The 20130-nt window shown below is 67.8% G+C and carries 16 protein-coding genes; 12 read left to right on the top strand and 4 right to left on the bottom strand.

Going from position 1 to position 20130, the window contains the following annotated elements; all coding sequences use genetic code 11:
- Positions 1–182: 182 nt before the first annotated feature.
- The gene (locus tag Ga0080574_RS13640) at positions 183–2273 is read right to left on the bottom strand and encodes a DEAD/DEAH box helicase (RefSeq protein WP_076700104.1); all 2091 of its coding nucleotides are present in this window, start codon (positions 2271–2273) and stop codon (positions 183–185) included.
- A gap of 219 nt (positions 2274–2492) precedes the next feature.
- On the opposite strand from Ga0080574_RS13640, the gene smpB reads away from it, so the two are divergent.
- The 10 genes from smpB to Ga0080574_RS13590 all read left to right on the top strand — a co-directional run bounded on the left by smpB (position 2493) and on the right by Ga0080574_RS13590 (position 13270).
- On the top strand, positions 2493–2966 hold the full coding sequence (gene smpB, locus Ga0080574_RS13635) for an SsrA-binding protein SmpB (protein ID WP_076700101.1): 474 nt from the start codon (positions 2493–2495) through the stop codon (positions 2964–2966).
- An 86-nt stretch (positions 2967–3052) separates the two neighbouring features.
- The gene (sseA, locus tag Ga0080574_RS13630) at positions 3053–3910 is read left to right on the top strand and encodes a 3-mercaptopyruvate sulfurtransferase (RefSeq protein ID WP_076700098.1); all 858 of its coding nucleotides are present in this window, start codon (positions 3053–3055) and stop codon (positions 3908–3910) included.
- Positions 3910–5094, top strand: a complete 1185-nt coding sequence (locus tag Ga0080574_RS13625; RefSeq protein ID WP_076700094.1) for an amino acid aminotransferase — start codon at positions 3910–3912, stop codon at positions 5092–5094. The genes sseA and Ga0080574_RS13625 overlap by 1 nt, the downstream gene beginning before the upstream one ends.
- A 222-nt stretch (positions 5095–5316) precedes the next feature.
- Positions 5317–6024: a glycosyltransferase family protein gene (locus Ga0080574_RS13620; protein WP_237219382.1), complete on the top strand. Its 708-nt coding sequence runs from the start codon at positions 5317–5319 to the stop codon at positions 6022–6024.
- A 65-nt stretch (positions 6025–6089) separates the two neighbouring features.
- Entirely contained in the window at positions 6090–7085 is a 996-nt protein-coding gene (gene deoC, locus Ga0080574_RS13615; RefSeq protein WP_076700088.1) for a deoxyribose-phosphate aldolase, read from the top strand.
- Positions 7086–7274: 189 nt separating this feature from the next.
- Positions 7275–8306, top strand: coding sequence for a BMP family protein (locus Ga0080574_RS13610; protein WP_076700085.1), 1032 nt, complete (start codon positions 7275–7277; stop codon positions 8304–8306).
- The gene (locus Ga0080574_RS13605) at positions 8306–9847 is read left to right on the top strand and encodes an ABC transporter ATP-binding protein (RefSeq protein WP_076700082.1); all 1542 of its coding nucleotides are present in this window, start codon (positions 8306–8308) and stop codon (positions 9845–9847) included. Before Ga0080574_RS13610 ends, Ga0080574_RS13605 begins: the two co-directional genes overlap by 1 nt.
- A gap of 143 nt (positions 9848–9990) precedes the next feature.
- A complete protein-coding gene (locus Ga0080574_RS13600; protein ID WP_076700079.1) occupies positions 9991–11037 on the top strand; it encodes an ABC transporter permease in 1047 nt (348 codons plus the stop codon).
- Complete coding sequence (locus Ga0080574_RS13595; RefSeq protein WP_076700076.1) at positions 11034–11981, top strand: ABC transporter permease; 948 nt, start codon at positions 11034–11036, stop codon at positions 11979–11981. The genes Ga0080574_RS13600 and Ga0080574_RS13595 overlap by 4 nt, the downstream gene beginning before the upstream one ends.
- The gene (locus Ga0080574_RS13590) at positions 11981–13270 is read left to right on the top strand and encodes an amidohydrolase family protein (protein ID WP_076700073.1); all 1290 of its coding nucleotides are present in this window, start codon (positions 11981–11983) and stop codon (positions 13268–13270) included. The genes Ga0080574_RS13595 and Ga0080574_RS13590 overlap by 1 nt, the downstream gene beginning before the upstream one ends.
- Before the next feature lie 255 nt (positions 13271–13525).
- Here Ga0080574_RS13590 and Ga0080574_RS13585 read toward each other — a convergent pair whose 3' ends face one another.
- Both Ga0080574_RS13585 and Ga0080574_RS13580 read right to left on the bottom strand, forming a co-directional pair.
- The gene (locus Ga0080574_RS13585) at positions 13526–14083 is read right to left on the bottom strand and encodes an HdeD family acid-resistance protein (RefSeq protein ID WP_076700070.1); all 558 of its coding nucleotides are present in this window, start codon (positions 14081–14083) and stop codon (positions 13526–13528) included.
- Between the two features lie 159 nt (positions 14084–14242).
- Complete coding sequence (locus tag Ga0080574_RS13580; RefSeq protein WP_076700067.1) at positions 14243–15454, bottom strand: TsoY family (seleno)protein; 1212 nt, start codon at positions 15452–15454, stop codon at positions 14243–14245.
- A 148-nt stretch (positions 15455–15602) separates the two neighbouring features.
- Between Ga0080574_RS13580 and Ga0080574_RS13575 the strand changes: the two genes are divergently transcribed.
- Entirely contained in the window at positions 15603–15983 is a 381-nt protein-coding gene (locus Ga0080574_RS13575) for a hypothetical protein (RefSeq protein WP_237219381.1), read from the top strand.
- A gap of 10 nt (positions 15984–15993) precedes the next feature.
- On the opposite strand, the gene Ga0080574_RS13570 is transcribed toward Ga0080574_RS13575, so the two are convergent.
- A complete protein-coding gene (locus Ga0080574_RS13570) occupies positions 15994–16452 on the bottom strand; it encodes a GNAT family N-acetyltransferase (RefSeq protein ID WP_076700061.1) in 459 nt (152 codons plus the stop codon).
- Between the two features lie 189 nt (positions 16453–16641).
- Here Ga0080574_RS13570 and smc point away from each other — a divergent pair, with 189 nt between their 5' ends.
- Positions 16642–20097 (top strand): chromosome segregation protein SMC, encoded by a 3456-nt coding sequence (smc, locus tag Ga0080574_RS13565; protein ID WP_076700058.1) that lies wholly within the window; start codon positions 16642–16644, stop codon positions 20095–20097.
- Positions 20098–20130 lie beyond the last annotated feature (33 nt).

The raw sequence follows: 20130 nt of genomic DNA, 5'->3' as shown, positions 1-20130 counted from the left end.
ATCTGACCTCTGAACCTCTTACTTTATCCTGGCCAAGTCCGAAGGATCTCGACACGTTACGCTGATGTCACCAAATCGCCAGCCCGCCCGAACGGGCCGGCGATGGCGCGGCGGCGCGGTGCGCCTTGATTCCGCGCCTAGGGAAACGCTCAGACGTTACCGGTCAAGACCTCTGCGCGCCGTCAGGGCTTCCGCCGCTTCGGCGGTTGCATCCCACCGGCACCACGCTTGCTGCCAGTGCGCGGCTTTGCGGCCTTGCCCGGAGGCGTAAAGCGTTCTGACGGGTTCGAGGCCTTCACCCGGCTCGCGGGCTTTCCGCCGCCCTTGCCGCCACCGGAAGGCGCGCCGGCGCCGGCTTTGGGTTTGCCGCCACCGAACGGTTTGCCGCCGCTCTTCCCCGACGGTTTCCCCGCATAGGGTTTGCGGTCTCCGCCATGGGGCTTGCGGTCTTTGTCCCTCGGGGTCTGCGATCCCGCCTTGTCCCTCGGAGCGTATTCCTTGGCCGGCCCTTTCCCGGACCGGTCTGCCGGCGCCGCGCGCGGCGGTTTCGGCTCGGCGCGGGTCTCGGCGGGCTGCGGCGCGGGCTTGTGCTGCGGTTTCGGACGCTCAGTTGCAGGCGCAGCCTCGTCCCTGTCGCGCTTTGGCCGCGGGCCGGCGGGGCGGCGGGGCCCGGCACTCGGCGCCGCGGGGCGCCCGAACGACGGCACGCCCTCCAGCCGCTGCGCGGTCACGCCGTCCTCCAGCGTGCCGCCCTCGCCCAGCGCATCGGCAAACCGCCCGGCGCTGGCCTCGGCGATCTCCACGAAGGTCTCGCGATCCTGCACCCGGATCGCGCCGATGGCGGCCTTGTCGATCTGACCGGCGCGCAGCAGCAGCGGCAGCAACCAGCGCGCCTCGGCGCGGTCGTTGCGGCCCACCGAGAGCGAGAACCAGGTACTCGGCCCGAAGGGCGCGCGCTCCTTGCGCTCCGGACGGGCATCGGGCGAAGACAGATCCTCGGGCGCCGAATGCCGCGACCGGAAAAGCCGCAGATAGGCCGCCGCGACCGCCTCGGGCGACTGCTCCGCAAGCAGACGCTCCGCAAAGGCGGCCTCGGTCTCGCTCGGCGCCTCGCTCCAGGCAGGATCGGCGAGCAGCCGCTCTTCGTCGCGGCGCAGGATCTCGTCGGCGCCGGGGGCGGTCGTCCACTCGGCCTGAAGCTTGGCGAATTTCAGCAGCCGCTCGGCCTTTTTCACCGATTTCGGCGGCACCACCAGCGCCGAGATCCCCTTGCGCCCGGCGCGGCCCGTCCGACCCGACCGGTGCAGCAGCGTCTCGGCATTGCTCGGCAGCTCCGCATGGATCACCAGCTCCAGATTCGGCAGGTCGATGCCGCGCGCGGCGACGTCGGTGGCGACGCAGACCCGCGCCCGCCCGTCGCGCATCGCCTGAAGCGCGTGGCTGCGCTCGGTCTGGCTCAGCTCGCCCGAGAGGCAGACCACCGCAAAGCCGCGATTGGCGAAACGCGCGGTCAGCCGATTCACCGTCGCCCTTGTGTTAGCGAAAACGATGGCGTTCTGCGCCTCGTGAAAGCGCAGCACGTTGATGATGGCGTTTTCCACGTCCTGCTGCGCCACGCGCAGCGCCTGATAGGAGATATCCGCGTGCTGGCCCTTGTCGGTCAGCGTCGTCACGCGCACGGCGTCGCGCTGATATTGCTGCGCAAGGGTGGCGATCATCGGCGGCACGGTGGCCGAGAACAGCAGCGTGCGGCGCTCTACCGGCGCCTCGCCCAGCATGAATTCCAGATCCTCGCGGAAGCCAAGATCGAGCATCTCGTCCGCCTCGTCCAGCACCACCGCGCGCAGTCCGGTCATGTCGAGCGAGCCGCGCCGGATGTGATCGCTGAGCCGCCCCGGCGTGCCGACGACGATATGCGCGCCGCGCTCCAGCGCCCGGCGCTCGTCGCGCATATCCATGCCGCCGACGCAGGAGACCACGCGCGCGCCGGTCTTGGCGTAGAGCCAGCCCAGCTCGCGGCTTACCTGAAAGGCCAGCTCGCGGGTCGGCGCCACGATCAGCGCCAGCGGTGCCGCCGCCGGGCCGAGCGTCTCGGCATCGCCCAGAAGCGTGGCGGCGATGGCGAGGCCGAAGCCCACGGTCTTGCCGGAGCCGGTCTGCGCCGAGACCAGCAGATCGGCCTCTTGCAGCTCGGGCTTGGTCACCGCCTCCTGTACGGGCGTCAACGTGTCGTAACCGCGCTCGGCGAGCGCATCGGAGAGGGTCTGGATCATCTGGAAACCGATCTGCGTGGGGCCTGTCCGCGGCGCCTCGCACCGCTTTGCTGTCACCGGACAGGTGGGAAAGCGCTCTCCTAACGCGAACGGCGGCCGCTGTATATGGCCGAATTGGTCTGAGCCACCGGGTTTCGCGGCCTGCCGGGCACAAATATCACGCCCGGACGCGGCCCGCCCGTTATGGACAGGCGGGCTGTCAGCGATTACATGCACGCAATGGCCAAACCGAAGACAGACCCGAATTACAAGGTGATCGCCGAGAACCGGCGCGCGCGTTTCGATTACGCAATCGAGGACGATCTCGAATGCGGCATCGTGCTCAGCGGGTCCGAGGTGAAATCGCTGCGCGAGAACACCGCCAATATCGCCGAAAGCTATGCGGCGGTGGAGAATGGCGAGCTGTGGCTGGTCAACAGCTATATCGCCCCCTACGAGCGCGCCATGTTCGGCCATGAGGAGCGCCGCCGCCGCAAGCTTCTGGTGTCAAAGAAAGAGCTGGCGCGGCTGTGGAACGAGACCCAGCGCAAGGGCATGACCGTCGTGCCGCTGGTGCTCTATTTCAACCACAAGGGCATCGCCAAGCTGAAGGTCGGCATCGCCAAGGGCAAGAAGACCGTCGACAAGCGCGAGACCGAGGCGAAACGCGACTGGAACCGCCAGAAGCAGCGCCTGCTCAAGGAACGCGGCTGAGTCCCGCGCCTTCCCCGACGCGCCCTTGTCTTGCGGCCCCATGCGGACTAGAGACGGGCGGATAGTGACTGCCCGGGGAAGACCTCATGTCCCACGACGATCCCAAGCTTCTGGTGTCGACCGACTGGCTCGCCAGGCATCTCAAGGACCCCGACCTGCGCGTTCTCGATGCGAGCATGTTCCTGCCGGGCTCCGACCGCAACGCCAGGGCGGAATACGACGCGGCGCATATTCCCGGTGCGCGGTTCTTCGACATCGACGATGTGAGCGACCACCGCTCCGAGCTGCCGCATATGGTGCCGCCGGTCGAGAAGTTCATGTCGCGCATGCGGGCACTCGGCGTCGGCGACGGCCATCAGATCGTGGTGTATGACAGCCAGGGCATCTATTCCGCCGCGCGGGTCTGGTGGCTGTTCAAGCTGATGGGGCAGAACGATATCGCCGTGCTCGACGGCGGGCTGCCGAAATGGCAGGCCGAGGGCCGCGAGACCGAGGATCTGCCGCCGGTGATCCGCGACCGCCACATGACCGTGCGCCGCCAAAACCAGATGGTGAAGGACGTGACGCAGGTCTCCTCCGCCGCCAAGCTGCGCGATACCGAGATCATCGACGCCCGCGCCGCCGAGCGCTTTCGCGGCGAAGTGGCCGAGCCGCGCCCGGGTCTGCGCTCGGGCCATATTCCCGGCGCCAGGAACGTGCCCTTCCAGACGCTGATGAATGCCGACGGCACGCTGAAAGACCCCGAGGGTCTGCGCGCGGTCTTCGAGGCGGCGGGGGTCGATCTGTCGAAACCGGCGATCACCTCCTGCGGGTCGGGCGTGACCGCCGCCGTGCTCAACCTTGCCCTGACCCGCATGGGCAAGACCGACCATTCCCTGTATGACGGGTCGTGGAGCGAGTGGGGGCAGTTCCCCACCCTGCCCGTCGCCACCGGAGAGGACTGATGTTCGAGAACCTCAAAGAGCAACCTGCCGACAAAATTCTGGCCCTGATGCAGCTCTACCGCGAGGATCCGCGCGAGCAGAAGATCGACCTTGGCGTCGGCGTCTACAAGGATGCCAGCGGCAACACCCCGATCATGCGCGCCGTCAAGACGGCGGAAAAGCAGCTCTGGGAGGCCGAGACCACGAAAGCCTATACCGGCCTCGCCGGCGATCCCGGCTTTTCCGACGCGATGATCGCGCTGGTGCTGGGCGATGCGGTGCCGCGCGCCAACGTGGCCGCCGCCGCGACCCCGGGTGGCACCGGCGCGGTGCGTCAGGCCTTCGATCTGGTCCGCATGGCGAGCCCCTCGGGCAAGGTCTATGTCTCGGATCCGACCTGGCCCAACCACCTGTCGATCCTCAAGCATATGGGCATCCCCTTCACCCCCTACCGCTATTTCGACAACGAGACGCGGGCGGTGGATTTCGACGGCATGATGGCCGATCTCGCGCAGGCGGGCAAAGGCGATGTGGTGCTGCTGCATGGCTGCTGCCACAACCCCACCGGCGCCAACCTCAACCTGTCGCAATGGCAGGCGGTGGTTGATCTGCTGCTCAAGACCGGCGCCACTCCGATGATCGACATCGCCTATCAGGGCTTTGGCGACGGGCTGGAAGAGGATGCCGCCGGCGTCCGTCTCGTGGCATCTTCGGTGCCGGAATGCCTGATCGCGGCGAGCTGCTCGAAGAATTTCGGCATCTACCGCGAACGCACCGGCCTCTTGATGGCGGTCAGCAACGATGCCGGCGCGCAGAAGCTCAACCAGGGCACGCTGAACTATCTCAACCGGCAGAACTATTCCTTCCCGCCCGATTACGGCGCGCGGCTGGTGACCATGGTGCTGACCGACCCGGCGCTGCGCGCCGACTGGGCGGCAGAGCTGGAAGAGGTGCGCAACTCGATGCTGGGCCTGCGCGAGCAGCTCGCCGCCGAGCTGCAACGGCTGTCGGGCTCGGATCGCTTCGGCTTCATCGCGCAGCATCGCGGCATGTTCTCGCGGCTCGGCGCCTCGCCCGAGCAGGTCGAGACGCTGCGCCGCGATCACGGCATCTACATGGTCGGCGACTCGCGGCTGAACATCGCCGGACTCAACAAGAGCTCCGTGCCGATCCTCGCCGAGGCGATCGTGAAATCGGGGATCTGATCCCCCTCGCCGGTATCCCGATGGCTGGATACCGGCGCCACGCCCCTGCCTTCTTCTCTTTGAAAATACGCCCTTTCCGGTGCGCAGCGCCGTGGCACGGCCTTGGGCCGTGCTCTGCAAGAGCGCCGCTCGGACAGCCCTGGCCTGCGACCGATGCCGCAGCATGCGTATTTGGAAAGAGAAGACGGCCCACCGCGATTTACAGGCGGAGGCGGCGCGCGTATGCCGGACACTGCAATGGAGGGTGACGAGATGGCGCAGACATCGCGCGGGGTGGTCTATGTGGCCTGGGGCCGCGACCATGTGGAGGTGGCACGGCGCTCGGCGGCCAGCGTCAAACGCTCGAACCCGGCGCTCGGCACCGCGATCTGGTGCAAAGAGGGCGACGATACCAGCGGCTTCGATCAGGCGTTCTACATCCCCGAGGGGCTGAAACGGCCCAAGGTGAACGTGCTGGGCGACAGCCCCTATGACGAGACGCTGTTTCTCGACAACGACACCATCGTGCGGGCGGATCTGGCCTCGCTCTTCGATCTGCTGCGCAAATACGAGATGTGCGGCGCGCAGGTGATCCTCTGGCACCGGCCCCGACATCTGAAAAAGATCGCGCTCGACCTGCCCGAGACCTTCCCCGAGATCAACACCGGCGTGCTGCTCTATCGCAAGACCGAGCGCGTACAGGCGTTCTTCCGCGACTGGGCCGAGACATTCGCGGCGAGCGGAATGGGCATCGACCAGCCGTCTTTCCGTGAGGTGCTGTGGCGCTCGGATGTGGATTTCTACGTCTTCCCGCCGCAGTTCAACAAGCGCGTCTTCGAGGCCTCGGAGCTGATCTGGTCGGATGCGCCGCGCCCGCGCATTCTGCATCTGGAGCTTCTGCGCCCGCAGAAGAACCCGCTGCTGCGCTGGATCTCCAACCGCATCCGCTGATGCCGCGACGGCCTCTCTTGCCTGCGGGCGGGGGAAGTGCCACCGTCTTTTCCGGAGGATACGATATGGCCGAGACCACCGAAGCGCCCCGCAGCGTCACCCATCTGCCGCAGGCCATGGAGCCGCGCAATCCCGGCATGGCGCTCGACATGGACTGGGTGCTGCGCGCCCGCGCCAACCGCTCGGCCATCGAGCGCCGCGCCGCGACCCTGCCCGGACGGCGCAGCGTCAAGAAGGACTTCCAGGCCGCCTGGCTGGCCCGCGCGATCTCCTGCATCGACCTGACGACGCTCTCGGGCGACGACACGCCGGGCCGCGTCGCGCGGCTCTGCGCCAAGGCGAAACGGCCGGTGCGCGCCGATCTGCTCGACGCGCTGGGGCTGCCGGATCTGACCGTGGGCGCGGTCTGCGTCTATCACGACATGATCGCCCCAGCGGTGGCGGCGCTGGACGGCTCCGGCATCCCGGTGGCCGCCGTCTCCACCGGCTTTCCGGCGGGGCTGTCGCCCTTCCCGCTGCGGCTTGCCGAGATCGGCGAGAGCGTGAAGGCCGGCGCGCGCGAGATCGACATCGTGATTTCCCGGCGGCTGGTGCTGACCGGCGACTGGCAGGGGCTTTATGACGAGATGCGGCAGTTCCGCGCCGCCTGCGGCGAGGCGCATGTGAAGGCGATCCTCGCCACCGGCGAGCTCGGCACGTTGCAGAACGTCGCGCGCGCCTCGCTGGTCTGCATGATGGCCGGCGCCGATTTCATCAAGACCTCGACCGGCAAGGAAAGCGTCAACGCCACGCTGCCGGTGAGCCTCGTGATGATCCGGGCGATCCGCGACTATTACGAGGCGACGGGCTATCGTGTCGGCTACAAGCCGGCGGGCGGGATCTCCAAGGCCAAGGATTCGCTGAATTATCTGGCGCTGATCAAGGAAGAGCTGGGGGACCGCTGGCTGCGGCCCGATCTCTTCCGCTTCGGCGCCTCCAGCCTGCTCGGCGATATCGAGCGGCAGCTCGAACATCGTGTGACCGGCGCCTATTCCGCCTCCTGGCGGCACGCGCTTGGCTGAGGCCGGATTTTTTCGAGTATTTGAAGAAAGATGAAGGGGCGGGCGCCCGGTTTTTGGGCGCCGCGCCCGGCCCTGCCTGCGCGATGGGCGCAAAACGCGGGCGGATGCGTTTCTTTCTTTGCGGATGGCGCCGCTTCCCTTACCGTTTGGTCAAAAATTAACCACACGCCAACAGGGGATACCGCTCACATGACCGACAGACGCTCGCTTCTCGCCCATCTCACCCGCCGACGGATGCTGATGGGCTCCGCCGGGCTCGCCGCCGCGACCGGGGGCGGCTTTCTGCCCGCGCGGCTTTTTGCGCAGGAGCCGATCTCGGTCGCCGGCATCTATACGGTGCCCGTCGAGCAACAATGGGTGAGCCGGATCCACAAGGCCGCCGAGGCCGCCAAGGCGGAGGGGCAGATCACCTATACGTTCAGCGAGAACACCGCGAACACCGATTACCCCCGCGTCATGCGCGAATATGCCGAGAGCGGCGTGAAGCTGATCGTCGGCGAGATCTTCGGTGTCGAGCAGGAGGCGCGCGAGGTGGTGCTGGATTATCCCGACACCGCCTTCTTGCTGGGCTCTTCCTTCATGCCGGACCCGGCCTATCCCAACCTCGCGGTCTTCGACAATTACATCCAGGATGCCTCTTATCTCTCGGGCATCATCGCAGGCGCGATGACCGAGACCGGCAATATCGGCATGGTCGGCGGCTTCCCGATTCCAGAGGTCAACCGGCTGATGCATGCCTTCATGGCCGGCGTGAAAGAGGTGAAGCCCGACGCGGAATTCCAGGTGAGCTTTATCGGCTCGTGGTTCGACCCGCCCAAGGCCAAGGAAACCGCCTTTGCGATGATCGAGAACGGCGCCGATCTGCTTTATGCCGAACGGTTCGGGGTGTCGGACGCGGCGCAGGAGAAGGGCATCCTCGCCATCGGCAATGTGATCGACACGCAGGCGGATTATCCGGACACCGTGGTCGCCTCGGCGATCTGGCATTTCGAGCCGACGCTTCAGGCGGCACTGGTGAAGATCGCCGAGGGCAGTTTCGAGGCCGAGAATTACGGGCTCTACAGCTTCATGAAGGAAGGCGGCTGTTCGCTGGCGCCGCTCGGGACCTTCGAGGGCAAGGTGCCGCAGGAGGCGCTGGATCTGGTGGCCGAGAAGGAGGCCGCGATCAAGGCCGGCGAGTTCGAGGTCGAGATCGACGACAGCGAGCCCAGCTCTTCCTGATGACGGCAGAGTCCCCGGCGCGGGGCGAGACCGTCCTGCGCCTTTCCGGCATCACCAAGCGCTTTGGTCCGCTTGTCGCCAACGACGATATCGGGTTCTCGCTGGGCAAGGGCGAGGTCGTGGCGCTTTTGGGCGAGAACGGCGCCGGGAAGACCACGCTGATGAACATCCTTTTCGGCCATTACACCGCAGATGCGGGCACGGTCGAGGTGTTCGGCGCGCCGCTGCCGCCGGGCCAGCCCGGCGCGGCGCTGGCGGCGGGTGTGGGCATGGTGCATCAGCATTTCACCCTGGCCGACAATATGACGGTGCTGGAGAACATCCAGCTCGGCACCGAACCGCTGTGGAAGCTCGGCCTTGGTCGTGGCGCGGTGCGGCAAAGGGTGGCGCGGCTGGCGGCGGATTTCGGGCTGGCGGTCGATCCTGACGCGCGGGTCGGCACACTGTCGGTGGGCGAGCGGCAGCGGGTGGAGATCCTCAAGGCGCTCTATCGCGAGGCGCGGATTCTCATCCTCGACGAGCCGACGGCGGTGCTGACGCCGCAGGAGGCCGAGGCGCTTTTCGAGACGCTGCGGAAGATGGTGGCGCAGGGGCTGTCGGTGATCTTCATCTCGCACAAGCTGCACGAGGTCATGGCGATCTCGTCGCGCGTGCTGGTTCTGCGGCACGGGCGGCTGGTGGGCGAGGTGGCGACGCGCGATACCGACCGCCACGCGCTTGCGACGCTGATGGTGGGCGCCGAGATCGCCACGCCGGAGCCGACGCAGGCACGACCCGGCGATGTTCTGATGACGCTGGAGCGGGTCACAACGCCGCCGCGCGGCAACCGGCCGGGGCTGCGGGGCGTGGATCTGGAGCTGAAGGCGGGGCAGATAATGGGCCTCGCGGGGGTGTCGGGCAACGGGCAGGGGGCGCTGGCCGATCTGATCTCGGGGCTGGAGACGCCCGAGGACGGGCGGCTGCTGGTGAGCGGCGCGGAGGTGACACGCTGGAGCCCGCGCGCGGCGCTGGCGGCGCGCATCGGGCGCATCCCGGAGGACCGGCACAAGACCGGCACCATCGCCGATTTCACCCTGACCGAGAACGCGGTGCTGGAAAGCTATGCCCAGCCGCCCGCCGCACGGCGCGGCTGGATGAACTGGCGCGCTGCGCGCGGCGCGGCGCAGGAGATCATCGCGAAATACGACATCCGCTGCCCGGGACCCGAGGCGCGGATCCGGCTGCTCTCGGGGGGCAATATGCAAAAGCTGATCCTCGGGCGGGTGCTGGAGGCCGGGCCAAGGATTGTCCTCGCCAACCAGCCGGTGCGGGGTCTGGATATCGGCGCGGTGACCTATGTGCAGGCGCAGCTTATCGCGGCGCGGGATGCGGGGGCGGCGGTGCTGCTGATCTCGGAGGATCTGGACGAGATCCTGGCGCTGTCGGATGTGATCCGGGTGATCTCGGACGGGCGGCTGTCGCCGGAATTCGCGCGGGGCGAAAAGAGCGCCGCCGAGCTGGGCCAATGGATGGCCGGACAGGGGTTTGCCGATGCGGCGTGAGTGTTTTGCTCCCGCCCCGGACCTGATCCGGGGCCTCACGCTCTCCGCCAGCGCGGGACAAGAAGGGCTGAGGTGGAGGCCCCGGATCAGGTCCGGGGCTGGTGCTGCTTGTCGCCTCTGTCGCGCCATGCCGGAGACCGCACATGCGGCTTGAACCGATCGCCGCGCCCTCTCATGCCCGCACGCTGGGCCTGCCGGCGCTCGCCATCGCCGCCACCGTGCTGGTCGCGGCCTTGCTCGCCGCGCTGGCCGGAGCCAATCCGCTCGCCACCTTCGGGCTCATCGTCAAGGGCGCCGTGGGCTCGAAATTCGCCACGCTGGAGACGCTCAACCGCGCCACGCCGCTGATTTTCACCGGGCTCGCCGTGGCGGTCGCCTTCCGCGCCAGGCTCTGGAATATCGGCGCAGAGGCGCAGCTCTATGCCGGCGCGCTGGTCACCGTGTTGATCGGCACGCAGCTTGGCCTGCCCGGCCCGCTGGCGCTCCCGCTCATGGCGCTGGCGGCGGTCCTCGCGGGGGCGCTGACGCTGCTCGGCCCCGTTCTACTCAAGACAAGGCTCGGCGTCGACGAAGTGGTGACCACGCTGCTGCTGAATTTCATCATGGCGCTCTTCATCTCCTACCTGCTCGAAGGCCCGCTGAAAGACCCGATGGGCATGGGCTGGCCGAAATCCCCCGCCCTGCCCCGCGACGCGCGGCTGCCGCGCATTGTCGAGGGGCTGCGGCTGCACTGGGGCTTTGCGCTGGCGCTGATCTGTGCCGCGGGCGTCTGGCTGATCCAGACCCGCACCACGCTGGGCTACGAGATCCGCGCCGTGGGGCTGAACCCGCAGGCGGCACGCTTTGCCGGCATCCCGGTGGGCCGGGTGCTGGTGAAGACCGCGCTCATCTCGGGCGGGCTGGCGGCGCTGGCGGGGTTCTCGGAGGTGGCGGGGCTCAAGGGCAACCTGACCTCCGATCTCTCGCCCGGTTTCGGCTATACCGGCATCATCGTTGCCATGTTGGCGCTGCTGCACCCGCTGGGCGTGGTGGTCTCGGCGCTCTTCGTCGCGGGGATCTTTGTCGGCGCCGACAGCATGTCACGCGCCGCCGAGGTGCCGACCTATATCGCCGATATCCTGCTCGCCGCCGCCCTGCTCTTCATGGTGCTGGCGATCCTGCTCACGCGATTCCGGGTGGTGAGGGGATGAGCGAGCTTGCCGATATCCTGATCTCGGCCAGTTTCTGGGCCGCCGTGCTGCGCATCGCCGCGCCGCTGATCTTTGCCACCATGGGAGAGCTGATCTGCGAGCGCGCCGGCGTGCTGAACCTCGGGATCGAGGGTATCATGGTCTTTGGCGCCTTCGCTGGCTGGGTCACGGTCTATGCGGGTGGCGGGCTCTGGGCGGGCGTCGCGGTGGCGATGCTGGCGGGGATGGGGTTCGGCGCGGTGCATGCACTGCTGACGGTGCCCTTCGGGCTCTCGCAGCATGTGGTGGGGCTGGGAATCACCATGCTGGCCACCGCCTCGGCCTATTACGCCTATCGCCTGGCGCTGCCAGAGGTCACCAACCCGCCGCGCATCGAGCCCTTTCAGCCGCTGCACATCCCCGGCCTTTCCGATCTGCCCTGGCTGGGCGAGGCGCTGTTTTCCCAGACCGCGCTGAGCTGGGCGGGCTTTGCCTGCGTCGCGCTCACCGCACTGGTGCTCTACCGCACGCCGCTGGGCCTCGCCCTGCGCGCCGCCGGAGAGAACCCGCAGGCGGTCGAGGCGCAGGGGCTGTCGGTCGCGGCGCTGCGCATGGGGGCGGTGATCGTCGGCTCGGGGCTGATGGCCGTGGGCGGAGCGTTTCTCACCATGTCGGCCTTTTCGAGCTTCTTCTTCGAAATGGTGAACGGGCGCGGCTGGATCTGTATCGCGCTGGTGGTCTTCGGCGCCTGGAAGCCGGGCAAGGCGCTGCTGGGCGCGCTGCTTTTCGCCGGGTTCGATGCGCTTCAGGTGCGGCTGCAACAGACCGGGCTGGGGCAGATCGTGCCCTATCAGGTGTTCCTGATGATCCCCTATCTTCTCTCCATTCTGGCGCTTATCCTAATGTCGCGCCGGGCCGAGGTGCCCGCAGCCCTCATGACCCCCTTCAACCGCGGAGACCGCTGATGGCCAGCTTCGACATCCTCGTGACAGGCGGCACCCTGCCCGACGGCACCGTCAAGGATATCGGCATCACCGGCGACCGGATCGCCGCCATGGGCGACCTGACCGGCGCCGAGGCGGGCACGGTGATCGACGCCACGGGCGATCTGGTCTCGCCGCCCTTCGTCGATCCGCATTTCCACATGGACGCGACGCTGAGCTACGGCACGCCGCGCATCAACGGCTCCGGCACGCTGCTGGAGGGCATCGCGCTCTGGGGCGAGCTGAAGCAGATCGCCACGGTCGAGGAGATGGTGGAGCGCGCGCTCGCCTATTGCGACTGGGCGGTGAGCATGGGGCTCTTGGCGGTGCGCAGCCATGTGGACACCTGCGATGATGCGCTGAAAGGCGTCGAGGCACTGCTGCATGTGAAGGAGGTCGTGAAACCCTATCTCGACCTGCAACTGGTGGCCTTCCCGCAGGACGGCTTCTACCGCGACCCGACGGCCAGGGCGAACACGCTGCGGGCGCTGGATATGGGCGTCGATGTGGTGGGCGGCATCCCGCATTTCGAGCGCACCATGAGCGACGGCGCCGCCTCGGTCCGCGAGCTTTGCGAGATCGCCGCCGAGCGGGGATTGCTGGTCGATCTGCATTGCGACGAGACCGACGACCCGCTGTCGCGCCATATCGAGACGCTGACCTATGAGACGCAGCGGCTGGGGCTTCAGGGCCGGGTGGCGGGCTCGCATCTGACCTCGATGCATTCGATGGACAATTACTACGTCTCCAAGCTGCTGCCGCTGATGGCCGAGGCGCAGGTGGCGGCGATCCCCAATCCGCTGATCAACATCACACTTCAGGGCCGTCACGATACCTATCCCAAGCGGCGCGGGCTGACGCGGGTGAAGGAGATGCGGAGCTATGGTATCTCGGTCGGCTGGGGGCAGGATTGCGTGCGCGATCCGTGGTATTCGCTGGGCACGGCGGACATGCTGGACGTGGCCTTCATGGGGCTGCATGTGGCGCAGATGACCGCGCCCGACGAGATGCAGCGCTGTTTCACCATGGTGACCGAGGAGAATGCGAAGATCCTGCATCTGGACGACTACGGGCTGGCACCGGGCAAGCTGGCCTCGCTGGTGGTGCTGGATGCGGGCTCGGCCATCGAGGCGCTGCGGCTGCGGCCCGATAGGCTTTGCGTGATCTCCAAGGGACAGGTTGTGTCGCGACAGGCACGGAACGACGCGGCGCTTACGCTGCCGGGGCGGCCCTCTAGTGTGCGGCGGCGTCACAAGATCGCGGAGGGCTAGGCGCTACGGAGGGCAGGTTGCCCCCCTACAATTGAGCGGTGCCCGGGCGCGGAACAAGGCGAAGCCGCCGCGCCATCGCCGGCCCGCCCCCCGGGCTGGCGATTTGGTGACGTCAACGCAGCGTGTCGAGGTCATTCGGACTTGGCCGGTATAAATCGAGAGGTTCAGAGCTGAGGTCGCCAACCCACGGGCCGGCGATGGCGCGGCTCCCGAGATCCGCGACCGGCAGGGCGGGCAATCTGCCCACCGCCGCTCTCACCGCATCCGCAGCGCCAGCACCGTCATCCCGACACCGGAGCTCAGCAGATCCACGCCGAGGAACAGCCCCAGCAGACCGGCGGCCGCTTCGGGCATGGCCAGCACGATCAGCAGGCCCAGCAGCACAGACACAGCCCCGGCGGCAACCAGCCAGCCCCAGCCGGTGCGGTCGCGCAGGTGAAAGCCCAGCCAGATGCGCAGCACCCCCATAGCTAGGAAGAAGCCCGCAATCAGCAGGGTTAGCGAGATGATCCCGGCCAGCGGGTTGGCGATCAGCGCAACGCCGAAGGCCAGCACCAGCAGCCCCAGCAGACCGGCGACCAGCCGTGCGGCGGTCGGGCCGGCATATTGAAACGCGATCCAGAGCTGAAGCACCCCGCCAAGAATGAACACGCCCCCCGCGAGCGCCACCACGGTCAGCGAGGCAGCGAAAGGGTTGAGAAAGGCCAGCACGCCGCCGACGATCAGCACCGCGCCAAGAACCAGCATCCATCGCCAGTCGGGGCCGTTTAGGGGCGGGCGCGGCGAATCCGGGTCCGTGTCATGCCGGGTCATGGGAAACTCCTTGTTGCCTGTAGGAAAAAAACCGACCGCTTCTCCGTCGGTTCCATCACATCGCCGCGACGCGGTGACGTGATCAGCGAGGCGCAGTAAAAAGGGGCCGGATCGAAAGATCCAGCCCCCGGGAGAGCGTTTCGCCCAAACGACGCAAGGTTACTCGGCAGGCACCGCAAGCTTTTGCGGGCGCGCGAAATGCTGCCTGTTGAGCCGCAGCACCAACCAGATCGCCACCGCCTGCGCCGCCAGCGCCACGCCGGTCAGCAGCCAGTAGGAAAGGCCGAACTTGTCCATCAGACCGGCGGCCACCAGCCCCTTGTTGATGAAGAATTGCAGCATCACCGACAGCGCCACCGCCGGGCAGACCAGCGCATAAGAGCCCGCCGAGATCTTCGGCCCCAGCACGAAATCGCGGAAATACCCCTGCGCGCGCAGCACCGTGAGACCGAGCAGCAGGAACACCACCTGCACCGAAAGCAGCCTTGCGAGGAAGATCATCATCTCCGCCGGGTCGCTCGCCACGCCGAAAGTCGCGTGCATCCCGTGATCCTGACGCATGAACATGATGCCCAGCACCGTCACGATCGGCACGATGATCAGCAGAGTCGGCCCGGCCTCGCGCGCGGTGCCGTAATGCAGCATGGAATTCAGTGCCGTCGCGGCGGCCAGCACCGTGTAGAGGATCGCGGTCACCCCGAGGAAGGTCGACAGCACCAGCGCCGTGCCGACGGTCACCGGGTTGGTACTCATCGCGGCGGGGGCGGCAAAGCCCACGGCGACCATCGAGATGGCGAAGGCCGGCAGCAGCTGCGCAAAGGAGTTGTGCGCGGTCACATCGAAGATACCGCCCTTCGACAGCACCCGGCCCAGAAAACCGCCGAGCTGGCGAAAGGCCAGAACGCCGATCAGCGCGAAGGCGACCATCGCCATAGGGAAGAGATACTCCACCACCGTCCAGAGCCCCGGCACAAAGACCATGCCCAGCACGAAGGCGACATTCACGCTCATCGCGAGCGCCAGCGGCATGGCGAGCACCGAGCTTTCGCTGTTGGACTGGCGCATCTCCTCCCAGGCCCCGGTCTTGCGGAAGGCGGCGAAGGCCCGGAGGTTCCAGATCAGCGACTTGATGTTGAGAAAGGCGAACCCAGCGATCCCCAGCATCGCCACCACGATGGCGATCTGCTGCGGCAACACGCTGTTTGCCCAGGCCGCCGCGATATCCTCGAAGACCGGGACGGGCTGGCCGGGATGCGGCACCCAGAAGAAGAGATACATGAAGAAGGATACCGCCGTGCCGCCCGCGCCCAGCGAGGCGAGGAAATAGGTCGGCGTATAGGTATCCGCGGGACGGGCGTGCGTCTGGGTCATGACGGCCTCCGTGACAGTCTGATTTCAGAACGTATATTACATTCGAAAATCAGAATGTAAATTCCCTGCGACAGCCTGTCCCAGCGCCGCGGTTAACCGCGCCTTAACCCTCATCGGGTTTTCTGAGGCGATGCGACGCGGGGCGATCTTGGGGTTTCTTCTGCTGGCGGGCTGCGACATGGCGAGCCCGGGCTTTCGCGGCGTGCCAGCCGTGACGCGCGAGGTCGAGGGCTCGCGCTTCACCATCCGGGTAAAGGACCGCATGGCCGAGGTGATCCGCACCAGCTCGGAATTCCCCGCCCGCTTCGGCCCGATATCCGAACGCGCGCAACTGGCCGTGGCGCAGGAAACCGGCTGCGTGCCGGCCTGGGTCACCGGCGATCCGGCGATGATGGTGATGGGGCTGTCCTGCGACGGGGCGCCGGCACCGAGACAGCCGCGCCGCCGCACGATCTCCTGCGAGATCTTCGACGCCTATTACACCGACCGTCTGGGCGGCAGCGCGTCGATGGAATGTACCGAATACTGAGCGGGGGCGGTTATGCCTGAACCGGCTTTTCGTAGAACACGCTCGACCCGTTGGCGACATAGCCGCCGAACGGCCCGCAACGGCGATATCCCTGCCCTTCGTAGAGCGACACCGCGGCGGCGAGCCTGTCGCCGGTCTCCAGCCGCAGCAGCGGCAGCGCCTCTTGCTGGGCGGTGCGCTCCAGATGCGCCAGCAGCCGGCGCGCCACGCCGATGCCCCGCGCCTCAGGCGCCACGAACATGGATTTCACCTCGCCATAGCCCTCGCGCCGCGCCAGCGCCGCACAGCCCAGAAGCTCGCCCCCCTCCTCGGCCCCGAAGAAGGTGATGCCCTCGGCACAAAGCGCATCGACATCGAGATAATGGTTCTCCTCCGCCGGAAAGAGCGCGTTCATCAGCGCATGGCTTTCGGACAACAGCGCCACCGCGCGCGGATCGCGGGGGGAGACGGGGTGTATGGCAAGCGGCATCGGCGGCTCCTGGCTAGGCTTGAGATGAAACGCGCTAACAGGCGCTCCGTCAAGTCAGCACGTTGCGCGAAATTCCGCAATATCTTGTGGATAATAGCCACCTCACCGCGATATCCAGAGCAAAGCGTTTGACTCACCCGGGCGCCGACCGGCACAGTGGTGGGCAAACCGGAATCAGGGCAGGCAGATTTGCGTTTTTCACGTCTCAGACTGACGGGCTTCAAGAGCTTCGTCGACCCGACGGACCTCGTCATCGCCGAGGGTCTGACCGGTGTCGTGGGGCCGAATGGCTGCGGCAAGTCCAACCTGCTGGAAGCGCTGCGCTGGGTGATGGGCGAGAACCGCGCCAAGGCGATGCGCGGCTCGGGCATGGAAGACGTGATCTTCGCCGGCGCCGCCTCGCGCCCGGCCCGGAATTTCGCCGAGGTCAGCCTCAGCATCGACAATTCCGACCGGCTGGCCCCCGCCGGGTTCAACGACAGCGACCAGCTCGACATCGTGCGGCGCATCACCCGCGACGTGGGCTCGGCCTACAAGGCCAACAGCAAGGATGTGCGCGCGCGCGACATCCAGATGCTCTTTGCCGACGCCTCCACCGGGGCGCATTCGCCGGCATTGGTGCGGCAGGGGCAGATCTCGGAGCTGATCAACGCCAAGCCCAAGAACCGCCGTCGCATTCTCGAAGAGGCCGCCGGCATCTCGGGGCTCTACCAGCGCCGTCACGAGGCCGAGCTGAAGCTGAACGCGACCGAGGCCAACCTGCTGCGCGTCGACGACGTGATCGAGCAGCTCGCGGCGCAGCTCGCGCAGCTCGAACGGCAGGCAAAACAGGCGGCGCGCTACAAGGCGATCGGCGAGGATCTGCGCCGCGCCGAGGGGCTGCTGCTGTTCCGCCGCTGGAAGGACGCCGACGAGGCGCGGGTGCAGGCCGAGGCCGGGCACCGCGAAAAGGTCACCGCCGCCGCCCAGGCCGAGGGCGCCGCGCGCGCCGCCGCGACCCTGCGCGCCCAGAGGGAAGAGGCGTTGCCGCCGCTGCGCGAGGAGGAGAGCATCGCCACGGCGATCCTGCAACGGCTCTCGGTGCAGCGCGACACGCTCACCGATCAGGAAAAGCGCGCGGCGGAGACCATCGCCGCGCTGACCCGCCGTATCGAGCAGATGTCCAAGGACATGGAGCGCGAGGCCGGGCTCAACCGCGACGCGGGCGAGACCATCGAGCGGCTCGACTGGGAAGCGCGCGAGCTGGCCAAGGCCGGCGAGGGCCATGACGACCGGCTGACCGAGGCCTCGGAGTCCGCACGCGAGGCGGCGGCGATGCTTCAGGCGCGCGAGGCGGATCTGTCGCAGCGCACCGAGGATGTGGCGCGGCTCGCCGCCCGCCACCAGTCGGCCCACCGCTTCCTCGCCGATGCGCGCAAGACGCTCGACCGCCACGAGGGCGAGGCGGCGCGGGCGCGCGAGGCGGTCTCGGCGGCCAAGCAGACCCTCTCCGGCGCGTCCGAGGCGATGGAGACCGCACGCACCCGCACCGATCAGGCGCAGGCGATGGCCGAGCGTGCCGACAAGCTGCTGACCGATGCCGATGCCGCGCGCGCCGATGCGCAGTCGCGCGAGGCCGAGGCGCGGGCGGAACGCTCGGAGGCCGAGGGCGAGTTCAACGCGCTGCGTGCCGAGGTCACCGCGCTCGCCCGGCTGCTCGACCGCGACACGGCGGAGGGCGGGCAGATCCTCGACCGGCTTCAGGTCGAGCAGGGCTTTGAAAAGGCGCTCGGCGCGGCGCTCGCCGATGACCTGCGCGCCCCCGAGGTGGAGGCCGACGGCCCCACCGGCTGGGCGGTGCTGCCCCCCTACCCCAGCGATCAGCCGCTGCCCGCCGGCGTAACAGCGCTCACTCACCACGTCTCGGTGCCGGACGTTCTGGTGCGGCGCATGGGCCAGATCGGGCTGGTGGAGGCGGATGAGGGTCCGCGGCTCCAGCCGCAGCTGAAACCGGGCCAGCGGCTGGTGAGCGTCGAGGGCGATCTCTGGCGCTGGGACGGCTATCGCGCCTGGGCCGAAGATGCGCCCTCCGCCGCCGCGCTGCGTCTGGAACAGCTCAACAAGCTGGAAACGCTGAAACAGGAAATGGCCGCCGCCACCGCCAAGGTCGACGGCATGCGCGCCGCGCATGAGGCGCTTGTGACGCGGCTGGCGGAGCTGACCCAGGCCGACAAATCCGCGCGCGAGGCCCGGCGCGAGGCCGATCAGCGGCTGAACGAGGCGACCCGCGCGATGAACCGCGCCGAGGCCGACCGCAATATGGCCGAGGGCAAGCTGGAGAGCCTCGCCATGGCGGTGAAACGCCACGAGGACGAGGCCACCGGCGCGCGCAAGCAGCTCACCGAGGCCGAGCGCGCGGTGGCGGAGCTCGGCGATCTCGAAAGCGCCCGCGCCGAGGTCGAGGACATCAAGCTGACCGTCGAGGCGGCGCGGATGACGATGATCGCCAAGCGCTCCGCCCATGACGAGCTGCGCCGCGAGGGCGATGCCCGCAAGTCGCGCGCGCAGCAGGTCACCAAGGAGCTGTCGGGCTGGCGCCACCGGCTGGAGACCGCAGAGAAACGCAGCGCCGAGCTGGCCGAGCGCAAGGGCGCCGCCGAGGCCGAGCTGAAGGACGCGTCTTCCGCCCCCGCCGAACTGGCGGCCAAGCGCGACGAGCTGAGCCAGGCCATTGCCCAGGCCGAGGCGCGCAAGGCCAGCGCCACCGATGCGCTGTCCACGGCCGAGAGCGCGCTGCGCGAGGCCATCGGCGCCGAGCGCGACGCGGAACGCGCGGCCTCGGAGGCGCGCGAGGCGCGTGCCCGCGCCGAGGCCCGGGTCGAGGCGGCGCGCGAGACGGTGGATTACGCCGCCGAGCGCATTCTCGAAGAGCAGGAGACCACGCCGGCGAAACTGCTCGACCGGCTGGGCGCCAATGCTCAGGAGATGCAGGGCGCCGAGCAGATCGAGGCCGAGGTCAACCGGCTGAAACGCCAGCGCGATTCGCTGGGCGCGGTGAACCTGCGCGCCGAGGAGGACGCCCGCGAGGTTCAGGAAGAGCACGACACGCTGGTCTCGGAAAAGCAGGATCTGGAGGAGGCGATCAAGACACTGCGCTCCGGCATCGCCTCGCTCAACCGCGAGGGGCGCGAGCGGCTGCTGACGGCGTTCGAGCAGGTGAACAGCAATTTCTCGATGCTCTTCACCCATCTCTTCAATGGCGGCGAGGCCAATCTGGTGATGGTCGAGAGCGACGACCCGCTGGAGGCCGGGCTGGAGATCATGTGCCAGCCGCCGGGCAAGAAGCTCTCGACCCTGTCGCTGCTCTCGGGCGGCGAACAAACGCTGACCGCGCTGGCGCTGATCTTTGCGGTGTTCCTGGCGAACCCGGCTCCGATCTGCGTGCTGGACGAGGTGGACGCGCCGCTCGACGACGCCAACGTGACGCGGTTCTGCGATCTGCTCGACGAGATGTGCCGCCGCACCGAGACGCGCTTCCTGATCATCACCCACCACGCGGTGACCATGGCGCGGATGGACCGGCTGTTCGGCGTGACCATGCAGGAACAGGGCGTGTCCCAGCTGGTTTCGGTCGATCTCAAGAAAGCGGAGAAGATGGTCGCCTGAGCGCCCTGACAGGCGCGGCGTAGCGGCGGGCCC

It is taken from the genome of Salipiger abyssi (assembly GCF_001975705.1).
In the GTDB taxonomy this organism is placed as follows: Bacteria; Pseudomonadota; Alphaproteobacteria; order Rhodobacterales; family Rhodobacteraceae; genus Salipiger; species Salipiger abyssi.
The sequence above is the reverse complement of the archived record's forward strand: the minus strand, read 5'-3'. Positions and strand labels throughout refer to the sequence as shown.